We start from the raw sequence: 25,864 nt of genomic DNA, 5'->3' as shown, positions 1-25,864 counted from the left end.
ATCAACAAAAGGTGACCAGGGAGCAGGTGAGTGGATGATTGTCACGGTTAGGGAAAAATCGATTATTGAGTTGGTCACGCGGATGTCCGAGAAGCATACGGTCAATTCCTTGGCGGCGTATCTTGATGTCAGTGCGCGGACGATCCAGCGGGATTTGAAGTCGGTGGATAAATTGCTCGAGCCGTTTGGGCTGATGATGAAGCGCAATGCAGCGGATGCGCTGTTTATTGAAGGCAATAACGAAAAAATTTACCGGCTGATGCAGAAGCTTGCCGCTTCGAGTGCGCCAGAAGCGACGCCTGAGGAGAAAAAACTGCGTTTGCTCATCATTTTAATGGAAGAAGGCGCGTTTTTTAAAAAGCAAGTGCTGTCGAATCAACTCGGCATTAGCACAACGACCTTGACGTCTTATTTGGATGAACTCAGCAACTGGCTGCGCAAATTCTCAGTGACCTTGTCGCGCCAGCGCGGTGTCGGCGTGGAAGTGGCGGGGGAGGAAGCGCATAAACGCCATGCCTTGGCTGCGTATTTCCTCATTCATTTCTACGAAGAGCTGATCGAAAGCTTGTATGATTTGCAGCGGGGCAAGGCGCCGGACGGCCGGGTGCTTGGGTATTTCAATCCCGATTACCTCGCCTCGGCAAATCGCTTAGTTGGCGAGCATATTAGCGACGAACAGGTCCGCTTGGCCGACAGCGATTATACGGGCCTCGTCGTGCATTTGACGCTAGCGCTGCAGCGGGTGGAAAGCGGCTTATTGCTGGAGCCTTCGGAACAAACGGAGCGAAACGCGGAATACGACATGCTCGCTGGAATTGGCGAAGCTTTGCACGAACAGTTCGGCGTCGAGCTTACGGAGCGCGATATCGAGTTTCTCGCGGTGGTCTTGAAAGGCTCGAAAATCCAGGCTTCGAATGTGTTGTATTACGATAGCGTGCTGCTTGGGAAATTGGTCAAAAACATGATCCGCGCTGTGTCCGAGCAACTTGGCGTTGATTTGACGAAGGATTTTTCCTTGTATCAAGGCTTGCTCGCGCATATGGAGCCGCTCATTTTCCGGCTTAAGCAAAAGCTCGAATCGTTCAATCCGCTGACCGATGAAATCAAGAAGAAATACCCGGTGTTGTTTCTTGCGGTCAAGCAGACGTTGGAAACAGAGTTTGACGACCTCGAGTTTTCGGCCGACGAAGTGGCGTTTATCGTGCTGCATTTCGGCTCGGCTTTATTGATGAATGAAGAACGCGTACAGATCGACGCGGTCGTCGTGTGCCCAACCGGCATTGGCACGTCGAAAATGCTGGCGAGCCGCATCCAAAAAGAACTGCCGGAAATCGATACGGTGAAGATATTGGCGATCCACGATTTCCAAACGGCGAATTTCCAGGATTACGATTTGGTCATTTCGACGATCCGCCTGCCGGTGACCGATGTGGATTATTTGATGGTGAGCCCGCTTTTGAACGAGCAGGACATTAGCCACATCGAAAATTATTTGCAGCACAATATCCAGAAAGTGACGCGTAATAAACAGTATTTGCATGCAGATGATGTGAAAGCGGCTATGCCTAAACACCGGCCGGAGCTAAGGAAAATGCTTGGGGATATCCGGCAAGTGCAAACGGGCATGGAAGCGATACTCAATCATTTCCGTTTGTTGAAAATGAGCGGCACGGATTATTGGCAAGTGCTCGCGGAGGTATTGGACGGTTTGGAATCAGACGGGTTATTGGAGGCCGCGAGTACCTTGCGGCAATTGCAGGACCGCGAGACCAAAGGCGGGCTCGGCATTCCGGGGACCAATATGGCGCTGTTTCATTGCCGGGACGAATCGGTCCGCGAATTGATGTTCCAAGTGGTGCATTTGGATTCACAGATTGCCGTAAAGGGAATGGATGACAAAGAGATGCAGATGACGAATTTATTGTTGATGCTGACGCCGGTGGAATTGAGCGAACGCCAACAGGAAATCATGAGTTTGATCAGTTTGAGCTTGATCGAAAGCGAAGCCTCGATGATGATTTTCTCGTCGTCGAATGAAGACGTCATCCGCAATAAGTTAGAAGAGTTGTTTTATGAATACTTACAAAATAATTTGATGAAGGAATGATTTTAATGAAACAAGCGATTCATTTTGGAGCAGGCAATATCGGCAGAGGGTTTATCGGGGCGTTGTTCTCGGAATCCGGCTACCACGTCAGTTTTGTGGATGTGGCTGAAAACATCATCAATCAATTAAACGAACAAGGCCAGTACCGCGTGAACTTGGCGCAGGAGACAGAAGAAAGCGTCTTGGTGGAAAACGTGTCCGGCATCAATAATATGAAAGACGAAGAGGCGGTTATCGCGAAGATCCAGCAAGCGACGTATTTGACGACAGCGATCGGGCCGAATATCCTGCCGCGCATCGCGCCGCTCATTGCGCGCGGAATCGAAGCGCGGGTTAAAGGCAATTTTGGGACTGGGGCGGATTTGGAGCCAGTATCCGATTTGGACGTGGCATCTGATATGAGTTCGGAATCGGAAAAATTATACATCATTGCCTGTGAAAACCAAATCGGCGCGACCGATATTTTGAAAGGCCATATTTTAAGCCATTTGAGCGACGAAGCGAAAGCGGAGCTCGCGGGCAAGGTGTATTTCTTTAATTCGGCGGTCGACCGCATCGTGCCGATCCAAGAAGGCCAGTCGCTCGACGTCTTGGTCGAACCGTATTACGAATGGGTCGTGGAAACGACAGAAGACATTCCAGACGTTTCCGGCATGACCATCGTCGAAGACTTGGCGCCGTTTATCGAGCGTAAGCTGTTCACAGTCAACACCGGGCACGCGGTCATCGCCTACCTCGGCTACCGCGCCGGCAAAACGACGATCGACGAAACTTTGGCGGACCCTCAAATCGAGCAGCAAGTGCGAGAAACCTTGAAAGAGACCGGTGCTTACCTCGTGAAGCAATACGGCCTCAATGAAGACGAACATTTGGCGTATATCGATAAAAACATCAAGCGCTTCAAAAACAGCTATTTGAACGACGGCGTCACACGCGTCGGCCGCGCGCCAATCCGCAAGCTCGGACCGGAAGACCGCCTCGTGCGCCCGGCCGTGCAAGCGCAAAAAGCAGGCTTGCCGTATGCGCACCTCGCGCAAGCGATTGCTTCAGCTTTATTGTTCGACTTCGCTGAAGACGAAGAAGCAGTGAAGATCCAGGACATGATCGCACAAGGCGGGCCAGAGCAAGTGTTGACAGAAATCAGCGGGCTAGAAGCTGATAGCGAACTGGCGCAGGAAGTCGTGCGCCAGTACGGGGCGATGAAGTCGTAACTGTCCCTGTGCACCACACAATTCCAGCCGCATTCCGAAAGCCGAAAAGGCGCCGGGATGCGGTTTTGGCGTTGTCGGGGTGTGTTGTGCGTCCCTGTGCGCCACACAATTTCGGCGGGAGAAAATGCGGTGTCCCTGTGCAGCACACAATTTGGCGGAGCGGATTCCCGCTGCAGCGGCATTTGCTGGCTGGAATGTCCCTGTGCGCCACACAATTTGCGTGACAGTATACTTTTTGTCAGTATGTGAAAATAAAGTGCGTACTTCCCGTGAGAGATGCCAGGCCGTACACTGGAAAAGCATCAAAATACGCATACGAGGAGAGACCTATAGATGAAATTACAACTCGCATTGGATTTAGTCGATATTCCACAAGCCATTGAATTGATCAAAGAAGTTGAGGGCTCGATCGATATCGTCGAACTGGGCACGCCGGTCATCAATAAAGAAGGATTGAAGGCGGTTCGTGAAGTGAAAGCGGCGTTTCCGCATTTGGAAGTTTTGGCGGACGTGAAAATTATGGACGCGGCGGCATATGAAGTCGGCAACGCGGCCGAGGCAGGAGCGGATATCGTCACGATTCTCGCGCAAGCAGAGGATTCCTCCATTAAAGGCGCAGTCGAAGAAGCGAAGAAACTCGGCAAGAAAATCCTAGTCGATATGATTGCTGTCAAAGACATTGAAACGCGTGCTGCGGAACTGGACGTGCTCGGTGCGGATTATATTTGCGTCCACACGGGCTATGATTTGCAGGCGGAAGGCAAGGATTCATTCGCAGACTTGCGCACGATCAAACGTGTCGTGAAGAATGCGAAAACGGCGATCGCTGGCGGGATCAAACTCGACACTTTGCCGGAAGTGATTGAAGCGCAGCCGGATTTGATCATCGTTGGTGGCGGCATTACGTCAAAAGACGATAAGCAATCCGAAGCGGCGAAAATCAAGGCGCTGATGAACGAAAGCGTGACGGTATAACGTGAACGCGAATGGTTTCATGAATGAAATTTCAGCTGAATTGTCGCAAGCGCTTGGACAAGTAAGCGAGGCGGAAGCAAACCGTTTGGTCGCCGCTATGGGACAAGCGGACAAGATTTTTGTCGCAGGCGGAGGGCGCTCCGGTTTCATAGCTAAAGCGTTCGTCATGCGCATGATGCACATGGGCTTGAATGCTTATGTAGTGGGCGAAACGGTGACTCCGAGTTTATTGGAAAACGATTTGTTTATCGTCGGTTCGGGTTCCGGGGAAACGGCGAGCTTGCTGGCGATGACGGAGAAAGCAGATAAAATCGGTGCCACGGTCGCAGCAATCACGACCAATCCGGCGTCATCGATTGGCCAAATTGCCAAGCTTCACCTCACCATTCCGGCGCAAGCCAAAGCGGACGGCGCGAGCGGCAAATCCATCCAGCCGATGGGCTCGCTGTTCGAGCAATCGCTGTTGGTCGTGTATGACGCGCTCGTATTGGCCTATATGGAAGAGCACGAGATTACGGCTGATGCGATGTTCGGCACGCACGCCAATTTGGAATAGCATGGACATAAGCTTGGGACTGGGAACGATTCCGTCTCAAGCTTATTTTAATTACCAAGCGTCCTTATTGGACAATCCTTCCTGAGAGGTTCAAAATTAGTGGAATAGATTTGCCGTGACAGGCAGATTGGATGGCAAGGAAGACGAAGCGCGACCCTAACGAAGGGCACCTGGAAAAAAGTATGATGTGAAGGAGCAACGATATGTATAAAATGATTGCGATTGATTTGGATGGAACGTTATTAACAGACGAGCTGGCTGTCACAAAAGATACAGCAAAAGCGATTCGAAAAGCGGCAGAGCTCGGGGTGGTCGTGACGATCGCGACGGGCAGAATGTACCCTTCCGCACAGCGCATCGCATTGGAGCTGGGACTTGATGCGCCGATGATTACGTACCAAGGAGCGGTCATCAGATCAGCAACGAGCGAAGAAGTGCTGCGCGAGCGCATGGTGTCTTACGAGATCGCGCAAAAATGCATTCACTTAGCAGCGGAAAAGCAAATGCATATCCAAGTCTATCAGGACAATGTGCTATATAGCGCAGTCGATAACGAGCAAGTGAAAGCTTACTCCAAAGAAGTCGGCATCGGGTACACGGTAGAACCGGATCTCCTCGGGCTCGCGAAAGACGGCTTTACGAAATTGCTGTTTATCGACGAACCCGAAGCGCTCGCACCGGTACAGGAAGAATTGCAGACTGTCTTGGGGGATGCGGCGTGCATCGAGAAATCGAAAAAGCGCTACCTCGAAGTGACGCATCCAGAAGCGAACAAGGGCAGCGCTTTGACATTCTTAGCTGAAGAGCTAGGCATTGACCGTTCAGAAGTGATCGGCATTGGCGATAATTTCAATGACATGGATTTGGTGAAAGCAGCAGGCTTCGGCGTCGCGATGGGCAATGCCGTCGACGAATTAAAAGAGCTCGCAGATTACACCAGCCTATCGAATAACGAAGAAGGCGTGCTGCATGTGCTCAATAAATTTATTTTGGAACCTCGCGCATCAGCGGCTGATACGGCGAACTAACCGGTAGCACTGCGGAACTTCCAGGAAGAAACGCAACAAAGTTGGAGGAGTGGCACATGCCCAATTTGGGAGAAAAGACGTTCAATTGTGAAAAAGAATTAACCCTTTCCATCATCGGCGGAAAGTGGAAGATGCTCGTGTTGTGGCATTTAGGAAAATCCGGCACCAAGCGCTTCAGTGAATTGCAACGGCTCATCCCGGGCATCACGCAACGCATGCTCGTCAACCAATTGCGCGAGCTGGAAGATCATTTGATCGTCCACCGCGAAGTGTACCCGGTCGTGCCGCCGAAAGTGGAGTATTCGCTGACGGAACAAGGCGAGAGCCTCATGCCGATTCTCGACTCGATGTATGATTGGGGAAAAGAATACATGGAGCGGAATTTGTAGCTGGTTGATGTCCCTGTGCATCACACAATTCGGCAGGGGAAATGCCCGGCACGGCGGCATTCGGCTGTCCGCGCGTCCCTGTGCGCCACACAATTTGAGCAGAAAAAAGCCCGTTCCAGGGGAGGAACGGGCTTTTTTGATGTCCAGCAGTTTAACGGACATTCATTTCGTTCGGGTGTGCGCCTTTGCGGCGGTTTTTGTCGAGTCCGTTGATTTGGTTCATGTCTTCTTCGCTTAATTCGAAATCGAAGACATTGAAGTTTTCTTCGATCCGCGATGGTGTGACGGATTTCGGAATAACGATTGTGTTGTTTTGCAAGTGCCAGCGCAAGACGATTTGGGCTGGGGATTTCTTGTGCGCTTCAGCGATTTTTTGAATCACTTCGTCTTTCAGTACTTCGCCGCCTTGATCGAGCGGGCTCCATGCTTCGACAAAGATATCATGCTGCGCGCAGAATTCTTTGACGTCGTTTTGTGCCAAGTACGGATGGCATTCGATTTGGTTGAGGACTGGCGGCACGTCGCACTCATCCAATAAACGCTGCAAATGTTCAGGTTGGAAATTGCAGACACCGATCGCTTTGACGCGGCCGTCTTTGTATAGTTTTTCCATTGCTTTATAAGTTTCGACGTAATTATCAAACTCAGGTGTCGGCCAGTGGATGAGGTAGAGGTCCACATAATCCAAGCCGAGGCGCTCTAAGCTTTCGTCGAATGCACGCAAGGTGTTGTCGTAGCCTTGGTCTGAATTCCAGACTTTTGTCGTGATGAACAAGTTTTCACGCGGGACAGAAGTTTCTTTCAACGCTTTTCCGACGCCTTCTTCGTTTTTATAGATCATGGCTGTATCGATCGATGTATAGCCAGTTTGAAGTGCTGTTGATACGGCTTCCGTTGCTTGGTCATTGTCGACTTGCCAGACGCCAAAGCCTAGTTGAGGCATTTCTAGTTTGTTATTGAGTGTTACATGATTCACGGGACATTTCTCCTTTTCGTGTTTTTATCATAACCCTCTATAGAATACCCTGAATTTAGTAAATGTAAGCTAGTTTTTTGGATTGTCCCTGTGCACCAAACAATTTCCAGTAGTGAAACCTTAGTGTGGCGGGGTTTTGGTGGTTAGCTGTCCCTGTGCGCCACACAATTTTCAATGACCCTCGATACTTTTGACCCTGCTAATGTTGGGATATATTACAAATAGACAAGAGAAAATGAATAGTTTTACTAAGAAGTGACAAAAATTTCAATTGCTACAAACTTATGGACTGTAAATAATCTGAATTTAATGTTTATTTGAGCTTATGTTAATAATTATTAACTGAAATTTCTGCTTTTTATCGTTTTCATGTGTTTTTTTGTAGTTTGATCTCATTTTGGAGCTTATCGTATTAATTGCGCAAAGGAATAGATGTGTTAATATTCAGATATTATCGAGTTGTGTTAAATATAGTCAAATAAGGGGGCGTAAAAATAAAAAGGAAATAATTTACTCATTTCATGCGAACTTAATTTTTTGACCCATCAAAAAAGAGGAGGAAGATGAATGAAAAGTTATTCTGGAAAGAGGTTAGCGTTTAATGGCAAGACAAAACTATTTTCGGCGGCGTTAATGGCGGGTGTGTTGGCGATGTCTCCGCTCTCGGCCGAACTTAGTGGCGGAAAAAATGGCGTTTCGCTTCAGCAAAACGCAGCGGAAGCAGCTGGGCTGGCGGATGTCGCCTTGCTTGAAAACCAGAATTTGCGGGCGGATTACAACTCGACGACCGGCATTTTAACGTTGGATCTCGATGGGACGGTGTTACTGGATCTCAGCGTAATCAACGAGCAATATTATAATTTCCAGCTTCCGGAAGCCTTCAAAGAGATTCTGGCGTTACCGAATTTCCAAGATGCTGCGCAGATCGAGTATGAGCAGCGGCTCTTGCTGGGATTGTTTCCCGTGAATAGCGGCACGATTAGCGGGGATGATTTAGAGGTCGATTCAACGACGGGTCTAGTCAGAGGCGCAAGTTTTGATGTGCTCAATCTGAGCGCTTTGTCTACCATGAGTGCTGAGCTGACAATTGATTTGAACGCCCTAGGCAAAGATTTGCCGGTGAGTGATTCAGGTGAACTGGAGTTCTTCGGGGCTGCGACTTCTGAGCCTTTATTAGACGTGTTCGTGCTAACGGATGAAGGGGCTCAAGCGTCCTTGTACAATTTGGAAAACGCTGATTTGTCGGTAGGTACAGTGACGGATCAGGATACGGTCGTCGAAGGAATTAAAAAACGGGGCTCCGCTACAGAAATCCGTGTATTTGATGGCGAGGATGAAATCGGTAGAGGAACGGTCGATAGCGACGCCAATAGCCCATACGCAGTCGACATTCCGCAGCAACAAGCAGGTACGGTATTGACGGTACAAGCTTACTCTTCTTCAGGCGATCCTGTAGGGGAAGCGCTAGAAGTGACGGTGAGTGATGTAACTGCACCTGAAACGCCGGTTGTGGATGGTGTGACCGACCGCGATACTTCTGTCACGGGAACTGGTGAAGCAGGAACGGAAGTGACGGTCACAAAAGACGATGAAGTGCTGGGCACTGGCACAGTCGACGGAGACGGGAATTTTGAAGTCGCGATCCCTGCGCAGCCGGGCGGAACGGAACTTGGCGTCTTCTTGACAGATGATGCAGGGCTGACGAGTGAGGCGGTTGTCATTTCCGTTGAAGATACCATCGCACCAGACGCGCCAGAAGTGGATGATGTCGGCGATAGCGATACGGAAGTAACCGGAACTGGTGAGCTGGGAGCGGAAGTTGTCGTTGAGACGCCAGGCGGAACGTATACCGGAACTGTCGACGATGACGGCAATTTCTCTGTCGACATTCCCGAACAAGAAGCCGGAACGGAAATCACAGTGACTTTGGAAGATGACGATGGCAATGTCAGTGATGAGACGGTGGTCACGGTAGACGATACAACTGCTCCGGATGCGCCAAGCTTGAAACAAGTGACGAACAAGTCCACGAGCATCAGCGGCACAGCTGAGGCAGGCAGCACGGTCGTCATCAATAACGGATCGACTGAAATTGCTAGAGGAAAAGCGGGCACGGATGGACGCTTTAAGTTGGATATTGACCCACAAGCAGCCGGTACGGTCTTGACAGCTGTGGCAATTGATGCGGCAGGCAATAAGAGTGATCGAACAAAAACCACAGTCGTTAAAGTAGATTCGGAAACGACAGATCGTATTTCAGGAAAAGACCGGTTCTTGACAGCCATTGCGATTTCACAAGAAGGCTGGGATTCGTCCGACACAGTCGTCTTGGCAACTTCCGCTAATTTCCCGGATGCTTTGGCTGGCGGGCCGCTTGCCTTCCAGGAAGATGCACCGATCCTGTTGACTCGCACGAATAGCTTGAAGAGCGAGACCAAGAAGGAAATTGAACGCTTGGGCGCAAGCCGCGTCATCATTCTCGGCAGCACAGGCGCGATCTCCGCTTCCGTGGAAGAAGAGCTTGAAGACATGGACTTGGATATCGAACGCATCGGCGGCGAAACGCGTTTTGACACAGCGGCGTTGATTGCAGATGAACTGTCTTCCGATGAAGTGGTCGTCGCGAACGGCTTGAACTTCCCTGACGTACTATCTGTATCTCCCTATGCTGCGAAAAATGGCGTGCCGATTCTCTTGACGCGCACCGATCGTTTGCCGGGAGAAACAGAACAAGCCTTGGAAGATTACTCTTCATCGCTTGTTATCGGTGAAACCGGCGTAGTCAGCGAAGAAGTCTATGACGAATTGCCGGATCCAACGCGCTACGGCGGCGAGACCCGCTATGAAACTGGAGCAGAAATTGCCACGAGGCTCATGACGGGTACGGACCTTGCCTATATCGCGACCGGCAGAGACTTCCCGGATGCACTGACTGGCTCTGTCCTGGCAGCGAAAGACGATTCGCCAATCTTGCTCGTTCGCCCGAATAAAATTCCGAATGCGACGAACAAGCTCTTGCCGAATTACGCCGACTTCACGATCTTCGGTGGAACGGGCGCCGTGTCTGATGAAGTCAAAGATGCATTGGATGAAGAATTGGATAATTGATTTTGTCCCTGTGCATCACACAATTCAAACCGCATCCCCGCTGCCAAAAAGGCGGGGGGATGCGGTTTTTGGTATTGGGTGATGTGTTTGCGTCCCTGTGCGCCACACAATTTAATTCAACGCGAAAAAATGCCTCCTTCAGATGAGAAGGAAGCAGTTTGGATTGTGCTCGTTTATTATAAGCCGAGTGCGTTCAAACCGGTTTCAGCGAGTTTTGCTTGTCCGGCGTTAGTCGGGTGGATATCTCCTGGAAGAACGTAGAGGGCTTGTTGGTTCCCGAATGCTGTGTAGGCATCTGCTAAAAAGATGTCTTCATTAGCGAAGGCGAAGGCAGTCAATGAGAGATTGATGGCTGGAAGAATGGAATCGGCGACATAATGAAGCGGGTCAGTCAGTTGGAATGGGTTGTAAACATTATAGAGCAGAATCGGCGAATCGGTCAGTGTACGGATTTCCGAGATGATTTGTTGGATGTTCGAGAAAACGTCACTTTGGTTAAGTTTGATGCCGAGTAATTGCTGGAACAATACTTGATTCCCGCCACTTTCGGCTGCCGCCTCGCGCAGAATAGCGAGTAAATCGTTATTGCCGATCGTCACTGCGACATAATCCGAGTGGATGATGGCTTGACGGTATTTCTGATCGGTCTTTAAGGCTTCAAGCAATTGAGCTGATTGCCAGCCAGACACGCCAAGATTTCGCACTCGGAGATCGGCCAGCTTGCCAATGACATATGGATAGCTGGTTTTTGCCGGATTTTGGTTAGTTTGGCCGAGATTCAAGCCGAACGGAATCGAATCGCCGACTGCAACAAGCGATTCTTTAGCGTTATCACTCCTGGCAAAAACACTTGGCGATGCGAGCGAACTGGCAAGCAATGCGACGATAAGGATGTAGATGAGCTTTTTCATAGGACCCTCCCTTTCTGTTTTGTTCAACTCTAGTATAAAACTAATAGTCCGAATATTCTATCTATATTTGATGTGTTCGATTCGTTTGAGTCATAGGTCACTATTTCACCAGAGAGGAGCCTATGAAAAAATGCAGGACTTAGGGGAAAGTGGATAAGGGAGGAATCGGTCATGAAAAATCGGGGCATGTCGAAAGTTGCCGCTGGATTGATTGGATTGATCGCGGGAGTCTTGGTTGGTGGTTTTCTCGGGCTGGTCATTGGGGACACGTTTTTGGGCGGGTTCGACATTTATGAAAATACAGGCATGGAAGGCTATGAGCTGACAGCGTATGTTGGAGCAGTAGTCGGGGGGGATAGCTGGACTGGTAATCGGGATTCGCCGAGCAGGAAAGGGAAAGTGAGTGTGTCCCTGTGCATCACACAATTTGCTGGGCAGGAATGCTTTCGTGGCGAGGTTTTGCTGCTTGGTTGTCCCTGTGCATCACACAATTTAAACTGCATCCTCACTGCTAAAACCGGAAGGGATGTGGTTTTTCTTGTTGCGGAATGGTTTTGCTTCCCAATGCGCCACGCAATTCAGATGAAATGATTGCCAAAAAGAAAATCGAATTACTATTAAATGGAAAAACAAGATGTTACAATAACCAAGAATTTACAAGCCACGGAGAACAGCTGAAAGGGGTCAATATTTTGAAGACATCTAAGAAAATCGGAATCACTTTGCTTACGGGAGCGGCTGTGCTGCACGCGGCAGGGGTAGCGTTAGCGGATGAAAACGAACAGACCGACCGCGTCATTGTTACATTAGAAAAAGGGGCAGGCAATCATGCACTGTCAGGAGAAATGACCGAAGCGCTAGACGTTAACACAGCGAACAAATTGGTGACGGCAGAAGTGCCAACTGGGCAAAGCGTGGACGAGTACATAGAAGAACTTGGCAAAGCGCCAGGTGTGGCAAATGTCGAGCCGGACCATTTGCTGAAGACGACAGCGGTACCGAACGATCCGTATTATTCCTTCCAGTATCATCACGAACTGATCGGGTCGGAGCGCGCATGGACCAGAACGATGGGCACACAAGACGTATTGGTCGCCGTGCTGGATAACGGCTTTGATTTGGATCATCCAGATTTAGCGGGGCAGTTCACGAGCTCTTATGCGACAGCTTCGAGCATCAGCGAAGACGACCACGGAACCCATGTCGCCGGCATTATCGGCGCTGCGCAGGATAACCGGACGTTTGGTACGGGCGTGGCACCGGAGGCAAGTTTGCTGGCCATCGATGTGTTCGAGGGGGATGATGCTTATTCGTCTGATGTCATTGAAGGGATTTATTACGCCGCGGATGCGGGGGCGGATATTATCAATATGAGTCTCGGCAATTATTTCTATAGCGAAGCATACCAAGTGGCAATTGACTACGCGCACGAGCGAGGCGTTTTGGTCGTTGCGTCTTCTGGCAATGAATCGACAGACGAGACCCATTATCCATCGGGCTATGAAAACGTGGTGGCAGTCGGATCAACCGACCACGAAGACTGGTTTTCGGGCTTCTCGAATTATGGAGTGGATCAGGACATCACGGCACCTGGCACGGGCATCTGGTCGACGGTCGCTGGAGGCAGCTTTGGTTCCTTGAGCGGGACTTCGATGGCAAGCCCTGTCGTTGCGGGAGTTGCAGCGCTTGTGAAAGCGAACGAGCCGGAGTTGACGAATGAAGAACTCGAACAGCGCTTATACGACACGTCCGATGATCTTGGGGCGCCAGGAAAAGATCCGTATTTCGGCCACGGGCGAATCAATGCGGAAGCGGCGTTGATGATTTTGGATATTGCGCAGCCAACCGTCAGTGATGTCTATGAAAGTTCAGTGGAGATTTCCGGCACCTTGGATCAAGCAGTGGAAGACGCTGTCATTACGGTGCAAGATGAAAGCGGCGAAATCACCCGCCAAGAAGGCTATGCCGGAGCGGGCGCGTTCAGCTTGGACATTCCGCAGCAAACAGCAGGCAGCGAGTTAACACTGACGATTCGTGATCGTTATGGCAATCAAAGCGAAGCGCTCGATATTGTCGTGAAAGCAACAGAACCGCAACAGCTGCCTGAGCGCATCTCCGGCATCAACCGCTACGAGACGGCGATTGCCATTTCACAAACCGGCTGGGCGTCAGCCGATACGGTAGTCATCGCTACGGCCGGCAACTTCCCGGACGCACTGGCCGGTGGACCGCTGGCGTATAAGGAAGAGGCGCCGATTTTATTGACGCGTTCCGGTGAACTTCACGAAGAAACGCGCAAAGAAATCGAACGCCTGGGTGCTGACAAAGCCGTTATTTTAGGCGGCAGTGGAGCCGTGTCGGACGCGGTGGAAGCTGAACTCGTTAACATGAATCTCGAGACCGAACGCATCGGCGGTAAAACACGCTACGAGACCGCGGCGTTGATTGCCGAGAAGTTGGAGTCCACACAGACAGTCGTCGCAAGTGGCTCGAATTTCCCAGACGTCTTGTCGGTGTCGCCGTATGCTGCGAAAAACGGCATCCCGATCTTGTTGACGCGCAGTGATTCTGTGCCGGACGAAACAGCATCCGCGCTTGAACGTTACAACTCAAGTTTGGTCATCGGCGGCACGGGCGTCGTCAGCGATGAAGTCTTCGGCAAATTGCCGGACCCTCAACGCTTCGGCGGCAAAGACCGCTACGAGACAGGTTCTCAAGTGGCGACACGGCTATCGCTTGGCACTAGCCAAGCCTTTATCGCCACGGGGTTGAATTTCCCGGACGCGTTGACAGGATCTGTGCTCGCCGCGAAAAACGACGCACCGATATTGCTCGTGCGGCCGGACAACATTCCAGGGGCGACCGAGCAGCAACTGTCATCTTACCGCGACTTCTCGATCTTCGGAGGAACCGGAGCAGTGTCGGAACAGGTGAACGCGCGCTTGCAGCAGTAGCTGTCCCTGTGCGCCACACAATTCGCAACATAGAAATGCTGTTATAGCGGGGTTTAGATACGTGCACGTCCCTGTGCAGCACACAATTCAAAAAGCCGCTTCCATCGAAATGGAAGCGGCTTTTTTGCATATTTTTTATTCCTTACAGCCCAGGCAAGATCCCGGAGAACAGGTTCAGGATAAAGACTGTGATCAATGCGGTGACGCCGGCGATAAAGCCGCCGCCCGTCCAGGCGAGAAGCGTTTGCGGAACAGTGAGTTTCCCGAAGCGGTTGACGACCCAGAAGCCCGAGTCGTTCGGCAAGGACAAGCCGATACCGCCGGCACAGATCGCGAGGCCTAAAAGAATCGGGGAGACGCCGAGTTCTGTAACCATTGGCCCGAGGATGCTCGAAGTTGTAACGAGCGCGACCGTAGCCGAACCGAGTGAAGCGCGCAAAATTTGCGAGAAGATGAACGCCAGCAACAGGACCGGAATGCTCCAGCTTTGCATCGTCGTGATCAAGTGATCGCCGATGCCGCTATTGTTGATGACTGCTCCAAATGCACCACCGGCTCCTGTAATAAGGATGATCATGCCGGCAGAATTGATGGCTTCGCTATATAAGCGATTGTTCGGAATGGAAATATAAGGACGCAAGAAGATAACGGCTGCGAACACGCTGATTAATAGGGCGACGTTTTTCTCGCCAACAAAACCGAAGAAACTAGAAGCGGCGGTTTCAGGAAGCAATAGTTTCGAGACGGTATTTGCCAGGATCAAGACAATCGGCAATGCCAGCATGAAGAAACTCAAAGCGGTGCTGATTTCCTTTTTCGGAAGATCGGCTTTTTCGACGATGACTTCTTCAATTTCACCGGAATGCTTCACGCGTTTTCCAATGAACATGCCGTACAAATAGCCACCGACCAATGTCGCAGGAATAGCGACGATGATGCCGTAGAGAATGAACAGCCCGAGTTCGGCACCCGTGTTTTCTGCAACGACGAGCGGTCCAGGTGTCGGAGCGATCATATTGTGGGAGACGATCAAACCGACGCCGAGTGCCGTGACGAAACTGACGATGGAAATGCCGGTCTTCGTGGACAGCGAGCGGATCAAGCCGCTCAAGATAACGAATGCGGCGTCAAAGAACACCGGAATGGAGACGGCTGTACCGGTTAAAGCAAGGCCAGCTGGCGAACGTTTGATGCCAAACACTTTCAATACCGCTTGGGCGATTTTTTCGACTGCGCCGGATGCGCCAAGAAATTGGCCGAAGATGACGCCGAGGCCAATCAAGATACCGACACCGGCAAGCGTATTGCCGAACCCGGTCGTGACGGTTGATGCAACGTCTTGCAGCGGCATGCCGATTGCCAGTGCAGTGAGCACGGCGATGGTAATCAAGGCGAGGAAAGGCTCGATTTTTAATTTAAGAATAGCGAAAAACAAAGCGGCGAGCGACAGAACAAAAATCACAATTAACATATTACCTGTAACCATGTGAACATCTCCCTTTGTGGTCAAGTTTGGTGGGGCTGTTTGATGCACTAGCCAGAGCGTTGACTAGATATGACTTACTGTTTTTAAAAATGCAAAAAATTCCCTCGAATAAATCCCTGAATCTATAAGAAAACTTTCATCCGGCATCCGAATTTTTCAACAGGCGGATAAACCGTGCCATAACCGGGACGATCGCTTGTTGCATGCCGGCCATTCGATCGGACAAATGCATCGGCTCCCCAGCGGTTTCTTTTAAATAGCTTGCCGCGGCGAGGGACACTTCCGTATTGACGTTGACTTTGCAGATGCCTTTAGCGACCGCTTGTGTCATCGTGTCGTCCGGTGTGCCGGAGCCGCCGTGGAGCACGAGCGGGATGCCGACCGCTTGGCGGATGTCGTCGAGGAGCCCGAGCTTGATATCGGGTTCGCCGGTGTACATGCCGTGGACCGTGCCGATTGACGCGGCGAGAAAATCGACGCCGGTTTGGTCGACGAATTCTTTGGCGGATGCAGGATCTGTCAAAGCGCCGGTGCCTTCCTCTTCGTCCGAAAACGCGCCGCGTGCCGTCGAGCCGATTTCCGCTTCGACACTGACGCCAGCTTGATGTGCGAGTTCGACGATTTCTTTTGTGAAGGCGATGTTTTCGGCGAGCTCATGTTTCGAACCGTCGTACATAACGGACGTGAATCCGCAGGCAATCGCACGGACGATCGATTCTTTCTCGTACGCATGGTCAAGGTGCAAGGACACCGGGACACTCGCTTTTTCCGCCAAGGTTTTCGTTAAAGCAGCAAAGCCTTCGACATCGACCGTACCGAAATACCGTTCGCCGAGTGCGATAATGACCGGCTGGTTTTCTTGTTCTGCCGCTTGGATTGCGCCTTGCAAAGTTTCAAGGCTATACACATTGAACGCGGCGACCGCATAGTGTCCGGCTTGAGCCGCTTGCAAGATTTCTTTTGTTTGAATGAACATCTTCACACCGCCTATTTTTGTATTCGCTTACATAGATGGTAAGCGGCAAACGCCGCCTGCTTTATCCGTGCAGGATTTCCGCTACGTCCTTTAAGCTCGTTTTCGAACCGACATTGCCCGGGAAAATGACGTAAGCGATTCCTGGGAATTTGCTTTCGCTGCCCGTCAGCCAAACGGGAATGCCCGGTTGAATTTGGCCGGCGACCGTGGCGCGCTTGACGCTCAGGCCGTTTGTCCCGATGTCGCTCGACGTGATGCCGCCTTTTGCGATAATGAAACTTGGACGGACGTTCAAGTTTTTGACGATGCGTGTAACGGCGTCTGAAATTTTCACCGACAGCATTAATTCTTCTTCCTGGCGGTTATTCCCAAGGTCCAGCCGCTCACGCTTCGTGTAGACCGCAACCGTCTGGCCTTGTCGGATCAAGCGCTCGCTCGTGTCGATAATGCGCTTGATTTCCGTTTCGAATTGTTCGGGATGCAAGACCAGATGAACGTCGAACTCGATAAATTCAATAAAGTCAGCGGTTTTCAGCACTTCGAATTGCTCAGTCGTCTTTTTCACATGGGAGCCGATCATGATCAACCCACCGTTTTCGCTCGGTTCGGTAATCAATTCCGCTTTTGTTAGCAAAGCTTTGTCGCTGATGCCGCCGATGATTTTCGTTAAGGCCGCAGCACTTCGGAACATGAATTGCTTGCCGGCGTTCATCGCGCGAATCAAGGCGATGACGACGACTTTGGCATCCACGTACTGGGTGGCGTTGACGATCACTTTATTGAAATCCGAAACGGTCATCAATTGCTCGACGAGACGATCGATGCGCAAGGCGCGAATGTCTTCGAGCGATAAATAGACTGCGTTTTCAGCTTTGAAAGCACCGTTTGACTTTTCTTCTGCCCATTTGCCGAGATGCGATTCGGTGTAGCCAAACGTGCGGTCTTTGGCGAATTCAGTTTCACCGGCCGGCACCAATTGCTCGCCTTCCTGGACGTAGTGGATATTGTCGATCGTCAAGCGGCCGCCTTCTTGAAAGAACGGCATGATGACTTCGCCGTCGAATGAACGATTGGATTCGGCTTCGACCGTATTTTTCAGCACCTCGGTCTCGAGCGGGTAATGCCCGCGCAAGGTCGAGTCGCCGCGGCTGATGATGATGAACTCTTTGCCGTGCTTCGCCGCGGTTTGTTGGACGGTGCGCGCGATGTCTTCATGCGCTTGCTTTGTTTCCGCTGCCGTAAAGCCTCGGGAATTGGTGAGAATGAAGAACATCGATTGCTGTTCTGCAAATCCGGCGTCGATGCTTTCCGCTGTCCAATCGGTATAGACGGAAACGCCGTGAACGGTTTGCACGCCGGTCGGATCGTCATCGAGCACGATGATTTTTTTATTGAAATCGCGCAGCTCACGTTCGAGCATGGCATCGACGTGGTGTTCATCCGGGACAGTCGAAAGGGAAGCGAGCGTTTGCTGTGCATTCAACAGGTTAGAATGTGTCATTATTTACACCTTCCTTACTTCGACATTCGCCAGCTTTTCGTAATACTGGACGATGCCGCCATGGTCGTCCGCTGCTTTGCCGTCGACTTTCAAGGCGTGGAAAATCTCGACCAGCTGGCTTGAAAGCGGAAGTGGCACTCCGATTTCGTGTGCGGTTTCCATCACGTTCGTCATGTCTTTCAAATTAATATCGATTCGGCCGCCTGCAACGAAATTGCGATCGAGGATCAATGGCACTTTTGCATCCAGCACGGCGCTGCCGGCCAAGCCGCCGCGAATGGCTTGATACATTTTCTCGACATCGATGCCAGCTTTCGCAGCAAGTACGAGTGCTTCAGACATTGCGGCGATGTTCAAGTTGACGATGATCTGGTTCGCGAGTTTTGCGGTGACGCCGCTGCCGTTGTCGCCGACGAGGACGATGTCAGAGCCAACACATTCCAATACATCTTTTACGGATTCGAAAACGCTTTCTTTTCCGCCCGCCATAATCGCCAAAGTGCCATCGATTGCTTTTGGCTCTCCGCCGCTGACCGGTGCATCGATCATGTCGACGCCGCGCTTCTCTGCTTCATTGGCAATTTCGACCGAAGCGACTGGCGAGATCGAGCTCATATCGATGATGACCGTTCCTGGTGTCGTGTTCGTCAAAATTCCGTTGTCTCCGAGCACGACTTGTTTCACGTGATGAGACGCAGGCAGCATCGTGATGACGACGTCGCAACGTTCTCCCATCTCTGTGGGTGTCGCGAATTGTGCACCAGCCTTGACGAGTGTATCGACAGTTTCTGTATTGAGGTCATTGACGTGCACCTGGTAACCCGCTTTCAGCAAATTCAATGACATCGGTTTGCCCATAATACCGAGTCCGATAAATCCTATGGTTTTGTTCATGGATGATTGCTCCTTTCAAATTAGCCAAGCCCTCGATGAAAATAGAGCGCTTTCATTTCTTGTTAATCAATATAGTACACATTATTTCTGTTTTTGTATACAAAATATTTTAAAATGTATACAAAAAAATATAGTGGCTTTTAAATTCTTCCAATAGAACTTATACTTTGGAAGGAGAAATAAATTAGCCAGGAGTCGATTCGCATGACCAAAAAATCCACACAGCTTGCGTATATCCAAGCTTATGAATACATACGGGATCAAATTTTGAACGGAGAACTCGAGCGCGGCACGAAATTAGTTGAAGAACGGCTCGCCGAAGAAATGGGCATCAGCCGGACGCCGGTGCGCGATTCCATCCGCAAGCTCGAGCAAGAAGGGCTCATCAAAGACAAACGCGTCGTCAACCCGAGCGACAGCGACCTGCGCGACATCTTCCAAGTGCGCACGCTGCTCGAAGGCTTCGCCGTCCGCCACTGCGCGATGTATATGAGCGAAGGCGATCTGGACAAATTGCAGGAATGCGTCAAAGTCGGCCGTAGCGGCACCATGGAACAAGTCATGACAGCCAATAAAGAATTCCACGAAATCATCATCGGCGCGACGAACAACCCCGTCATGATCGACATCTTCGAACGCATGCAATCGATCATCTACCTGTTCCGCAAAACCGTCGTCTACCACAAACGCCCGCTATTGATCGACGAACATCAAGACATCTACGACGCGATCGCTGCCCACGACGCAGACAAAGCGGAGCAGCTCATGAAAGCCCATCTCCAGCTCGACCTGGAGTTCTGCTTGCAGCGGATGAAAGGGTAGGGCGGCGTTCTGCCCCTGTGCAAGACACAATTTGCAGAGGGGAATCGTTGGTTTGGCGGGGGTTTGTCGCTCTGTTGTCCCTGTGCAAGACACAATTCAACCGAAAAAGAAGCATCCATCCGTGTTGACGGATGGATGCTTCTTTAAATTGTGTGATGCACAGGGACGCAAAAGCAGTGAAATGCCGCCAGACCGCGAATCTTGCTGCGCGAATTGTATGGTGCACAGGGACATAATAAATACGCCGTTGAAAGGGTTTTCATGCTACTATGGATTTAACGGCTGTGCCGAGAGAAAATGGAGGAATGAATTTTGAAGACGATGGGTTTTGTAATTAGCCGTAAGAATAACGAGAAGCGGCGGGCGATTTTGCCGGCAGATTTGAAGCAAGTGACACATCCGGAGCGCTTGTATTTTGAGCATGGCTACGGCGAGGTGCTGGGCCTGACGGATGAAGATTATCGCGTGATGGGCGTGAACATGTCTACGCGTGAGGAAGTCTTGTCTTGTGATGCGATTGTCGATGTGAAATTGGGCTTTGCGGATTATTTCGATCAGCTCGAAGAGGGCAAGTTGTTGATTGGTTGGGCGCATGCGATCCAGGACGTGAAGTTCACGGATGGCGCCATTGCCGGAAAGCATACGGTCGTCGCTTGGGAAGAGTTATTTGAAGGCGGGCGTTATATTTTCTATCGCAACCGTGAAGTGGCTGGGGAAGCGGCAGTGCTTCAGGCGTATCAACATTGTGGCAAGATGCCGTATGAGACGCGTGTCGCGATTCTCGGAAACGGCCACACGGCGAAAGGCGCGATGCGCATCCTTCATGGACTCGGTGCAGAAGTGGACGTTTACGGCCGCCGCGCAGAAGCTTTGTTCCGCGAGAAGATGGTCGATTACGACGTGCTCGTCAATTGCATCATGTGGGACACGACACGTACGGATCGCATTATCTACCGCGAAGATTTGAAGCGCTTGAAAAAAGGCGCGATGATCATCGATGTCAGCTGCGACCCGGAACTGGAGATCGAAACCTCGACACCGACGACGATCGACAACCCGGTCTATACGGTTGATGGCGTTATCCATTATGCCGTCGATAACACGCCGGCGATGTTCCCGCATACGATCACGAAAGTGCTCAGCACCGGTTTTGCGCCGATGTTGGATGAGTTGCTTGAAGGCCAAATTTCCAATATGGTTCAACAAGCTATCGTCATCGAAAAAGGCATCATCAAAGATCCGCGCATTACCGAATTTCGCCAAGCACGCGGATTGACAGTTTAATAATAGAGAAACATTGATCCGCCCTGGTCTTATCGGCCAGGGCGGATTTTATTATAGTTGCAAGTATAAAAATAGTTATTGCGACCTAATTGCAGCCGCTATATAATAAGTTAATTGATCTATCGCGGACCGAGAAATAGATTTCTGACGAATCATGGGAAATGTCTAGTTCGTGGCATAGAGCTTAGGGAGGAATGGCATGAAGTTGTTTTGGTCTATACTTTTTAGTTGCCTATTGGGGTACTTTTTATTCGTGTTGGGGCCGCCAGTCGGAGGCATCCTGGCTTTTGGAATTTTATTCGGTTGCCTGTTTAGGGGACTGTATTTATTGAGTACGCTCCATGAAAAGATCGCGAAAGCAGAAATCGTCAACAAGCAAGCGCCGCGATCCCGTGATGTGATTTAACAATATGGCTAATAGATTCGACTATTTATATATAGAAGAAATTTAAAGGGGATAGAGAAACATGATGGCGACTGTTCACATCGAGACGGCGGATGATTTGGTCCGGGTTATTGGAGAGTTATGGGAAAAGAAATCATTGCGGGCGGCAAAGGAATTTTTGGCGGCCATTCCAAATGAAGAGGAATTTTACCGCTTGATCCGCATGGCCGATGAGTCGGATTTGTATGGCTATAGCAATTTGTTGGCGACGGCGAGCTATAAGCGTTTTGGCAGCTTGCGGTCTTATGTATGGCATTGCGTGCACTTTATGGAAAATGGCCGCAGCCTGGAAGCGGAAGAAAAGATATTGGCGCGCTTGCAAGGCATACATGCCGATGCTTATGAAGACAAGGAATTGGTGCAAGCGCATCATTTATTGATGAAAGTGTATTGCCAGTTGAACCGCATTCCGGAAGCGTCCGAGCAATTGGCGCGCATTGAGGAGCTCGGCGGGGCACGCCCGGACCAGCAAGCGTTTTTTGCGATTCATAGCGGAGACTGGGACGGCGCGGAAAATATACTGGTCGAGGCATTGCCGGATACGAAGAGCCGGTGGAGCACGAGCATTCATCTGTTGTATGCCGATCTTTTAGCGATGCGCGGAGCACCGGAGCGTTCGCTTGAATTATTGATGCGTGCCGCCGATGAATTTCCGAACGTCCATGCGTTTCGCACAGAACAAATCAGCAGGCTGCATCAGCTGGGGCGTTACGAACAAAGCCTGACAGAAATGGAAGCGGCGATCAAACGGAATCCATACCATTCGCGCAAAAAGCTGTTTGTTCATCTATCGGCGCATTGTTTGTATGAATTGGAACGTTTCGATGAGTTGAACAAATGGATTGCCCAGCATCCGCGTGAATTGAAAGACAGCTTGTACACGAAAACGGAAATCAACCCGGATGGAATGCATAAAAAACTATCGTTGACGCCTGAAGTGCAGAAACTCAATTATTGTGTCCCGGCTTCGTTAGCGCTCATTTTGCAAGCGTTCGGACAATCACAAACGCAAGACGATATCGCGGCGCACGTCTTTGATGTAACGGGTTCGAAATTACAGACAACAATGACGTATATGGAATCGCTCGGCTTTTCGGCGCGTTATTTCAAAGGCACAATCGACCAGTATAAAACTTTTATCGATGCGGGTATTCCGATTTTGCTCAGCATGATGATCGAAAACAGCGCGCATGTGCAAGTGGTGATCGGCTACGATGACCGTCTGCAAGCGCTCGTCATTCAAGACCCAAATGATTTAGGGCCGTATTTGGTGGCGTATAATGAAGTGCCGAAAGAGTTTCGCATGACCGATTCATTGAGCATGGCGTTTGTGGATGATGACCGACTCGATTTACTTGAGAGCTTGAATGAGGCAGACCATCGCTTTTTCACGGAAATCTATGAACTGCTGGATGTCGAACCAATTAACGAAACGCCGTTTGTGGAATTTTTGGAGCGCCATAAAGACCAACGCTACGCAGCAGTCATCGGTTTGACGATGGCACTTGCCGGCCAGTCCATCGAATGGCACGAACAATGGCTGGAGATATTGCGCGCGGATTTCGGGGTACATGACGCCGAACTGGAATTATTGGAAGCGCATTTGTATTTCCAAAAAAATGAGGGCGAAAAAGCCTTGTCGGCATTAACAGAGCCTACGCATGCGAAAAGCCCGTATGCCTTGTTTTTACGGGCGGCCATTTTCATGAATGAAGGCAAAGTGGAACAAGCGATGCCGCTATTGAAACGCTCAATTGAATTTGATCATTATCAACCGCTTGCTTATAGTCATTTGGCTCGCTGTTATTTAGAAGGCGGGCGAATTTTCCAAGCCTATAAATGGTCGCAAATCGCGACCGGGCAATTGCCGGAAGACCTGTACGCCCAAATTACGCACGCCCTTATCCAATATGAATACGGAGCGGTCGAACAGGCCTATCGCCGTTTTGCAAAATTAAGCGAGCAGCATCCAGACGATGGCTATTTCTTCTACGAAATGGGCCGCTGTCAGCAAGCGCTCGATCAAACAGAGAAAGCACTGGAACATTACCGTCGTGCACTCGCCTTGGACGCGCAGCAGCCATTTGCGTATTTGCGCATGGCGGAGCTGTTCATGGAGAACGAGAACTGGCAAGAAGCGCAAAAGATTATCGAAAAAGGCTTGGAAAATGAGCAGGATCAAGACATTTTCCACGTTTACCTGGGCCATATCGCCATCGAGCAGCAAGATTTCAAAACGGCGGAATCAGCTTACCGGCGTGCGTTCGAACTCGATCCGAAAGATCTGTTCACTCCCGTTCACATCGCACACGCCTTGTACGGCCAACAGCGCAATACCGAAGCACTAGCTTTGTTGAAACAAGGACTGGCACAAGCAGATGCCGGCTATCGCTTGCGTTCTGCTGATTTGATCTTGGAACAATCGGAAGATCCGGTATCTACTGGTGAAGCGATGACAATTATTGAAGACGGTTTCGAGCTTGTTGAGGGGGAAGAGCTGTTGATGCTCGCCGAACGATACAGCGAGTTGGGAGAGGTGGCAAGTTTGCGTCACCGCATTATTGGCGGATTGAAAGAGTTGCGCAAGAGTGGAAATCCACATATTCTTTGTTTGGAAGCAGAACTCCACGAACTGGCGGGCAATTCGCGGTTTGCCAAGCATCTGTATGAGGCCGCCGGGAATTTTCCGCTGGCACTCGTCAAGCAAGGGCAACTTGCCGAAGCGGTTGGGGACACAGAACGCGCTGCGGTATTATACGAGCGAGCGGCTGATCAGGAAGCGGGCTATGCACCGGCGCTTGGTGGCTTGGTGCGCAGCTACCGAGAATCTGGAAATGTGCCGAAAGCTTTTGCGGCGGCACTCGATTTTATCGCTGCGGAACCTTTGTCTGCTGTACTGCCGGACTTGGTACAGTTTGCCGCAAGCCCGTCCGATATTGAAAAATTGAGCCGCTTGCTCGACCGGATCGAAGACCAAGTGCCAGCTGAGTGGTCGTATGCTGCACGGGCCCATGTCTGTGAAGCTGCGGGCGACTTCGATCAAGCAGAGAATTTGTTTTCGCAAGCAAGTCAAGAACCGAACGCGTTCCCGTCGCGTTTCCAATACGTGCAATTTTTGAATCGACAAGGCCAGCATAAACGGGCCTTGGATCATCTCAAAGAATTGCTTATACTGACGCCAGAAGAGGAAGAATTATACAGCGAGTACGTGCTGACACTCGAAGCGCTCGGGAAAATCCCATTCCTTAAACGCAATTTGCAGAAGTGGCTGCCCCCAAGCGAACAAGCCGTAGCTTATGTACTGGCGGCAGAGCAATTGATGAACCGGCTCGAACAGCTGGAAGAAGAACCGCCAAGCGGCATTATCAAGCGCATACGCCATCACAGCAAGCGCATGATGTTTGCGAGCACCGTCATCACGCTTTGCGAAACGGCTTCAAAGCTTGCACCGGATCGCGAAGACGCAGCCATTCAACTTGCGAAGTTTTATGTGAACCGCGACATGGCAAAAGAAGCGGTCGATGAATTAAAACCTTACGCCAAAACAAGAGCGCCAGGAGAAGCGCAACGCATGCTGATGTTTGCGGAACTTCAATTGGCGGAAGAGAAGGGCAATCCGAAACAATACGAATCTCTTGTGAAGCGCTTCAAGGCTTACGAAAAAACGGCGCCGCTGGACGCAGAGCTGCTGTCTTGGTGGAGTGAAGCATTGGAAATTATGGAAGATATTCCAGGAGCGCTAGACAAATTGGATGCCGCCATTGCACTTGAACCGTTCAACGCAGATCTATACATCCGCAAATGGAATGCCTTGGAATCGTTGGATTTTGACAAACGCATTGAATTCGAAGATAGCCTGCCGGAAGAACTGCATTTTGCGGAATGGTTAATCGTGACGCGGGCGTCGGGTTATTCGACGAAACGCCACGGGCAGCGGGCGAAAGAGTTGCTTCAACCCTTGCTCGAGGACATGCCGGGCTTTGCGCCGGCACAGTATGAGATGGCGCGCGCACAAGCTGCACGGCATCAGCCTTTTGCCGCAAAGGCAATTCTAAAGGAACTACTCGAAACCGAGGAAGCTTCCGCGATTTGGGAGATGGCAGTGGAAGAGGACCTATTCTCGTCATTTATTGTGGAGCTTACGAGACCATAAAGAGGAGAAAAGTCTCTCGTGCAACTATTCTGAATATGATAATGTGAAGTAGAATAAAGCTGCACGGATTACAAGCCACGGGCCACAA

Annotated in this window: 18 protein-coding genes; 12 read left to right on the top strand and 6 right to left on the bottom strand. The window is 50.6% G+C overall.

Annotated elements, in window-relative coordinates; translation table 11 throughout:
• Positions 1–34: 34 nt before the first annotated feature.
• From AY633_RS03865 to AY633_RS03840, 6 genes are all read left to right on the top strand, one after another.
• On the top strand, positions 35–2,107 hold the full coding sequence (locus tag AY633_RS03865) for a BglG family transcription antiterminator (RefSeq protein WP_068486652.1): 2,073 nt from the start codon (positions 35–37) through the stop codon (positions 2,105–2,107).
• Between the two features lie 5 nt (positions 2,108–2,112).
• Complete coding sequence (locus tag AY633_RS03860; RefSeq protein WP_068486650.1) at positions 2,113–3,318, top strand: mannitol-1-phosphate 5-dehydrogenase; 1,206 nt, start codon at positions 2,113–2,115, stop codon at positions 3,316–3,318.
• Between the two features lie 333 nt (positions 3,319–3,651).
• Complete coding sequence (gene hxlA / locus AY633_RS03855) at positions 3,652–4,293, top strand: 3-hexulose-6-phosphate synthase (RefSeq protein ID WP_068486648.1); 642 nt, start codon at positions 3,652–3,654, stop codon at positions 4,291–4,293.
• A 19-nt stretch (positions 4,294–4,312) separates the two neighbouring features.
• Entirely contained in the window at positions 4,313–4,849 is a 537-nt protein-coding gene (gene hxlB / locus AY633_RS03850) for a 6-phospho-3-hexuloisomerase (protein WP_068487861.1), read from the top strand.
• 203 nt (positions 4,850–5,052) lie between these two features.
• Positions 5,053–5,877: a Cof-type HAD-IIB family hydrolase gene (locus AY633_RS03845; RefSeq protein ID WP_068486646.1), complete on the top strand. Its 825-nt coding sequence runs from the start codon at positions 5,053–5,055 to the stop codon at positions 5,875–5,877.
• 56 nt (positions 5,878–5,933) lie between these two features.
• The gene (locus AY633_RS03840) at positions 5,934–6,266 is read left to right on the top strand and encodes a winged helix-turn-helix transcriptional regulator (protein ID WP_068463644.1); all 333 of its coding nucleotides are present in this window, start codon (positions 5,934–5,936) and stop codon (positions 6,264–6,266) included.
• A 151-nt stretch (positions 6,267–6,417) separates the two neighbouring features.
• Here the strand turns inward: AY633_RS03840 and AY633_RS03835 are convergent, their stop codons facing one another.
• Positions 6,418–7,242, bottom strand: a complete 825-nt coding sequence (locus AY633_RS03835) for an aldo/keto reductase (RefSeq protein WP_068486644.1) — start codon at positions 7,240–7,242, stop codon at positions 6,418–6,420.
• Positions 7,243–7,809: 567 nt separating this feature from the next.
• Here AY633_RS03835 and AY633_RS03830 point away from each other — a divergent pair.
• Entirely contained in the window at positions 7,810–10,350 is a 2,541-nt protein-coding gene (locus AY633_RS03830; protein ID WP_068486642.1) for an Ig-like domain-containing protein, read from the top strand.
• Positions 10,351–10,526: 176 nt separating this feature from the next.
• On the opposite strand, the gene AY633_RS03825 is transcribed toward AY633_RS03830, so the two are convergent.
• Positions 10,527–11,261, bottom strand: coding sequence for a GDSL-type esterase/lipase family protein (locus AY633_RS03825; RefSeq protein ID WP_068486640.1), 735 nt, complete (start codon positions 11,259–11,261; stop codon positions 10,527–10,529).
• Between the two features lie 171 nt (positions 11,262–11,432).
• On the opposite strand from AY633_RS03825, the gene AY633_RS03820 reads away from it, so the two are divergent.
• Positions 11,433–11,852: a hypothetical protein gene (locus AY633_RS03820; protein WP_068486638.1), complete on the top strand. Its 420-nt coding sequence runs from the start codon at positions 11,433–11,435 to the stop codon at positions 11,850–11,852.
• Complete coding sequence (locus AY633_RS03815; protein WP_186008735.1) at positions 11,816–14,215, top strand: cell wall-binding repeat-containing protein; 2,400 nt, start codon at positions 11,816–11,818, stop codon at positions 14,213–14,215. The genes AY633_RS03820 and AY633_RS03815 overlap by 37 nt, the downstream gene beginning before the upstream one ends.
• Before the next feature lie 142 nt (positions 14,216–14,357).
• Here AY633_RS03815 and AY633_RS03810 read toward each other — a convergent pair whose 3' ends face one another.
• From AY633_RS03810 to garR, 4 genes are all read right to left on the bottom strand, one after another.
• Positions 14,358–15,701 (bottom strand): GntP family permease, encoded by a 1,344-nt coding sequence (locus AY633_RS03810; RefSeq protein WP_068486634.1) that lies wholly within the window; start codon positions 15,699–15,701, stop codon positions 14,358–14,360.
• A 136-nt stretch (positions 15,702–15,837) separates the two neighbouring features.
• Entirely contained in the window at positions 15,838–16,677 is an 840-nt protein-coding gene (locus tag AY633_RS03805) for a class II fructose-bisphosphate aldolase (protein WP_068486632.1), read from the bottom strand.
• A 61-nt stretch (positions 16,678–16,738) separates the two neighbouring features.
• Entirely contained in the window at positions 16,739–18,178 is a 1,440-nt protein-coding gene (locus AY633_RS03800; RefSeq protein ID WP_068486630.1) for a four-carbon acid sugar kinase family protein, read from the bottom strand.
• A gap of 3 nt (positions 18,179–18,181) precedes the next feature.
• On the bottom strand, positions 18,182–19,072 hold the full coding sequence (garR, locus tag AY633_RS03795) for a 2-hydroxy-3-oxopropionate reductase (protein WP_068486628.1): 891 nt from the start codon (positions 19,070–19,072) through the stop codon (positions 18,182–18,184).
• 204 nt (positions 19,073–19,276) lie between these two features.
• Between garR and AY633_RS03790 the strand changes: the two genes are divergently transcribed.
• The 3 genes from AY633_RS03790 to AY633_RS03775 all read left to right on the top strand — a co-directional run bounded on the left by AY633_RS03790 (position 19,277) and on the right by AY633_RS03775 (position 25,776).
• The gene (locus tag AY633_RS03790) at positions 19,277–19,894 is read left to right on the top strand and encodes a GntR family transcriptional regulator (RefSeq protein WP_068486626.1); all 618 of its coding nucleotides are present in this window, start codon (positions 19,277–19,279) and stop codon (positions 19,892–19,894) included.
• A gap of 321 nt (positions 19,895–20,215) precedes the next feature.
• Positions 20,216–21,178, top strand: coding sequence for a N(5)-(carboxyethyl)ornithine synthase (locus AY633_RS03785; protein WP_082799207.1), 963 nt, complete (start codon positions 20,216–20,218; stop codon positions 21,176–21,178).
• A 467-nt stretch (positions 21,179–21,645) separates the two neighbouring features.
• Positions 21,646–25,776, top strand: coding sequence for a tetratricopeptide repeat protein (locus AY633_RS03775; RefSeq protein WP_068486622.1), 4,131 nt, complete (start codon positions 21,646–21,648; stop codon positions 25,774–25,776).
• The last annotated feature ends 88 nt before the right edge of the window (positions 25,777–25,864 follow it).

Origin of the sequence: Planococcus maritimus (assembly GCF_001592825.1) — a bacterium.
GTDB lineage: Bacteria > Bacillota > Bacilli > Bacillales_A > Planococcaceae > Planococcus > Planococcus maritimus_C.
The sequence above is the reverse complement of the archived record's forward strand: the minus strand, read 5'-3'. Positions and strand labels throughout refer to the sequence as shown.

What these genes read in the sequence shown, in the direction of transcription:
- AY633_RS03865 (WP_068486652.1), top strand. Translation starts at nt 35, where the DNA reads ATGATTGTCACGGTTAGGGAAAAATCGATTATTGAGTTGGTCACGCGG.
- AY633_RS03860 (WP_068486650.1), top strand. Translation starts at nt 2,113, where the DNA reads ATGAAACAAGCGATTCATTTTGGAGCAGGCAATATCGGCAGAGGGTTT.
- hxlA (WP_068486648.1), top strand. Translation starts at nt 3,652, where the DNA reads ATGAAATTACAACTCGCATTGGATTTAGTCGATATTCCACAAGCCATT.
- hxlB (WP_068487861.1), top strand. Translation starts at nt 4,313, where the DNA reads ATGAATGAAATTTCAGCTGAATTGTCGCAAGCGCTTGGACAAGTAAGC.
- AY633_RS03845 (WP_068486646.1), top strand. Translation starts at nt 5,053, where the DNA reads ATGTATAAAATGATTGCGATTGATTTGGATGGAACGTTATTAACAGAC.
- AY633_RS03840 (WP_068463644.1), top strand. Translation starts at nt 5,934, where the DNA reads ATGCCCAATTTGGGAGAAAAGACGTTCAATTGTGAAAAAGAATTAACC.
- AY633_RS03830 (WP_068486642.1), top strand. Translation starts at nt 7,810, where the DNA reads ATGAAAAGTTATTCTGGAAAGAGGTTAGCGTTTAATGGCAAGACAAAA.
- AY633_RS03825 (WP_068486640.1), bottom strand. Translation starts at nt 11,261, where the DNA reads ATGAAAAAGCTCATCTACATCCTTATCGTCGCATTGCTTGCCAGTTCG.
- AY633_RS03820 (WP_068486638.1), top strand. Translation starts at nt 11,433, where the DNA reads ATGAAAAATCGGGGCATGTCGAAAGTTGCCGCTGGATTGATTGGATTG.
- AY633_RS03810 (WP_068486634.1), bottom strand. Translation starts at nt 15,701, where the DNA reads ATGGTTACAGGTAATATGTTAATTGTGATTTTTGTTCTGTCGCTCGCC.
- AY633_RS03805 (WP_068486632.1), bottom strand. Translation starts at nt 16,677, where the DNA reads ATGTTCATTCAAACAAAAGAAATCTTGCAAGCGGCTCAAGCCGGACAC.
- AY633_RS03800 (WP_068486630.1), bottom strand. Translation starts at nt 18,178, where the DNA reads ATGACACATTCTAACCTGTTGAATGCACAGCAAACGCTCGCTTCCCTT.
- garR (WP_068486628.1), bottom strand. Translation starts at nt 19,072, where the DNA reads ATGAACAAAACCATAGGATTTATCGGACTCGGTATTATGGGCAAACCG.
- AY633_RS03790 (WP_068486626.1), top strand. Translation starts at nt 19,277, where the DNA reads ATGACCAAAAAATCCACACAGCTTGCGTATATCCAAGCTTATGAATAC.
- AY633_RS03785 (WP_082799207.1), top strand. Translation starts at nt 20,216, where the DNA reads ATGGGTTTTGTAATTAGCCGTAAGAATAACGAGAAGCGGCGGGCGATT.
- AY633_RS03775 (WP_068486622.1), top strand. Translation starts at nt 21,646, where the DNA reads ATGATGGCGACTGTTCACATCGAGACGGCGGATGATTTGGTCCGGGTT.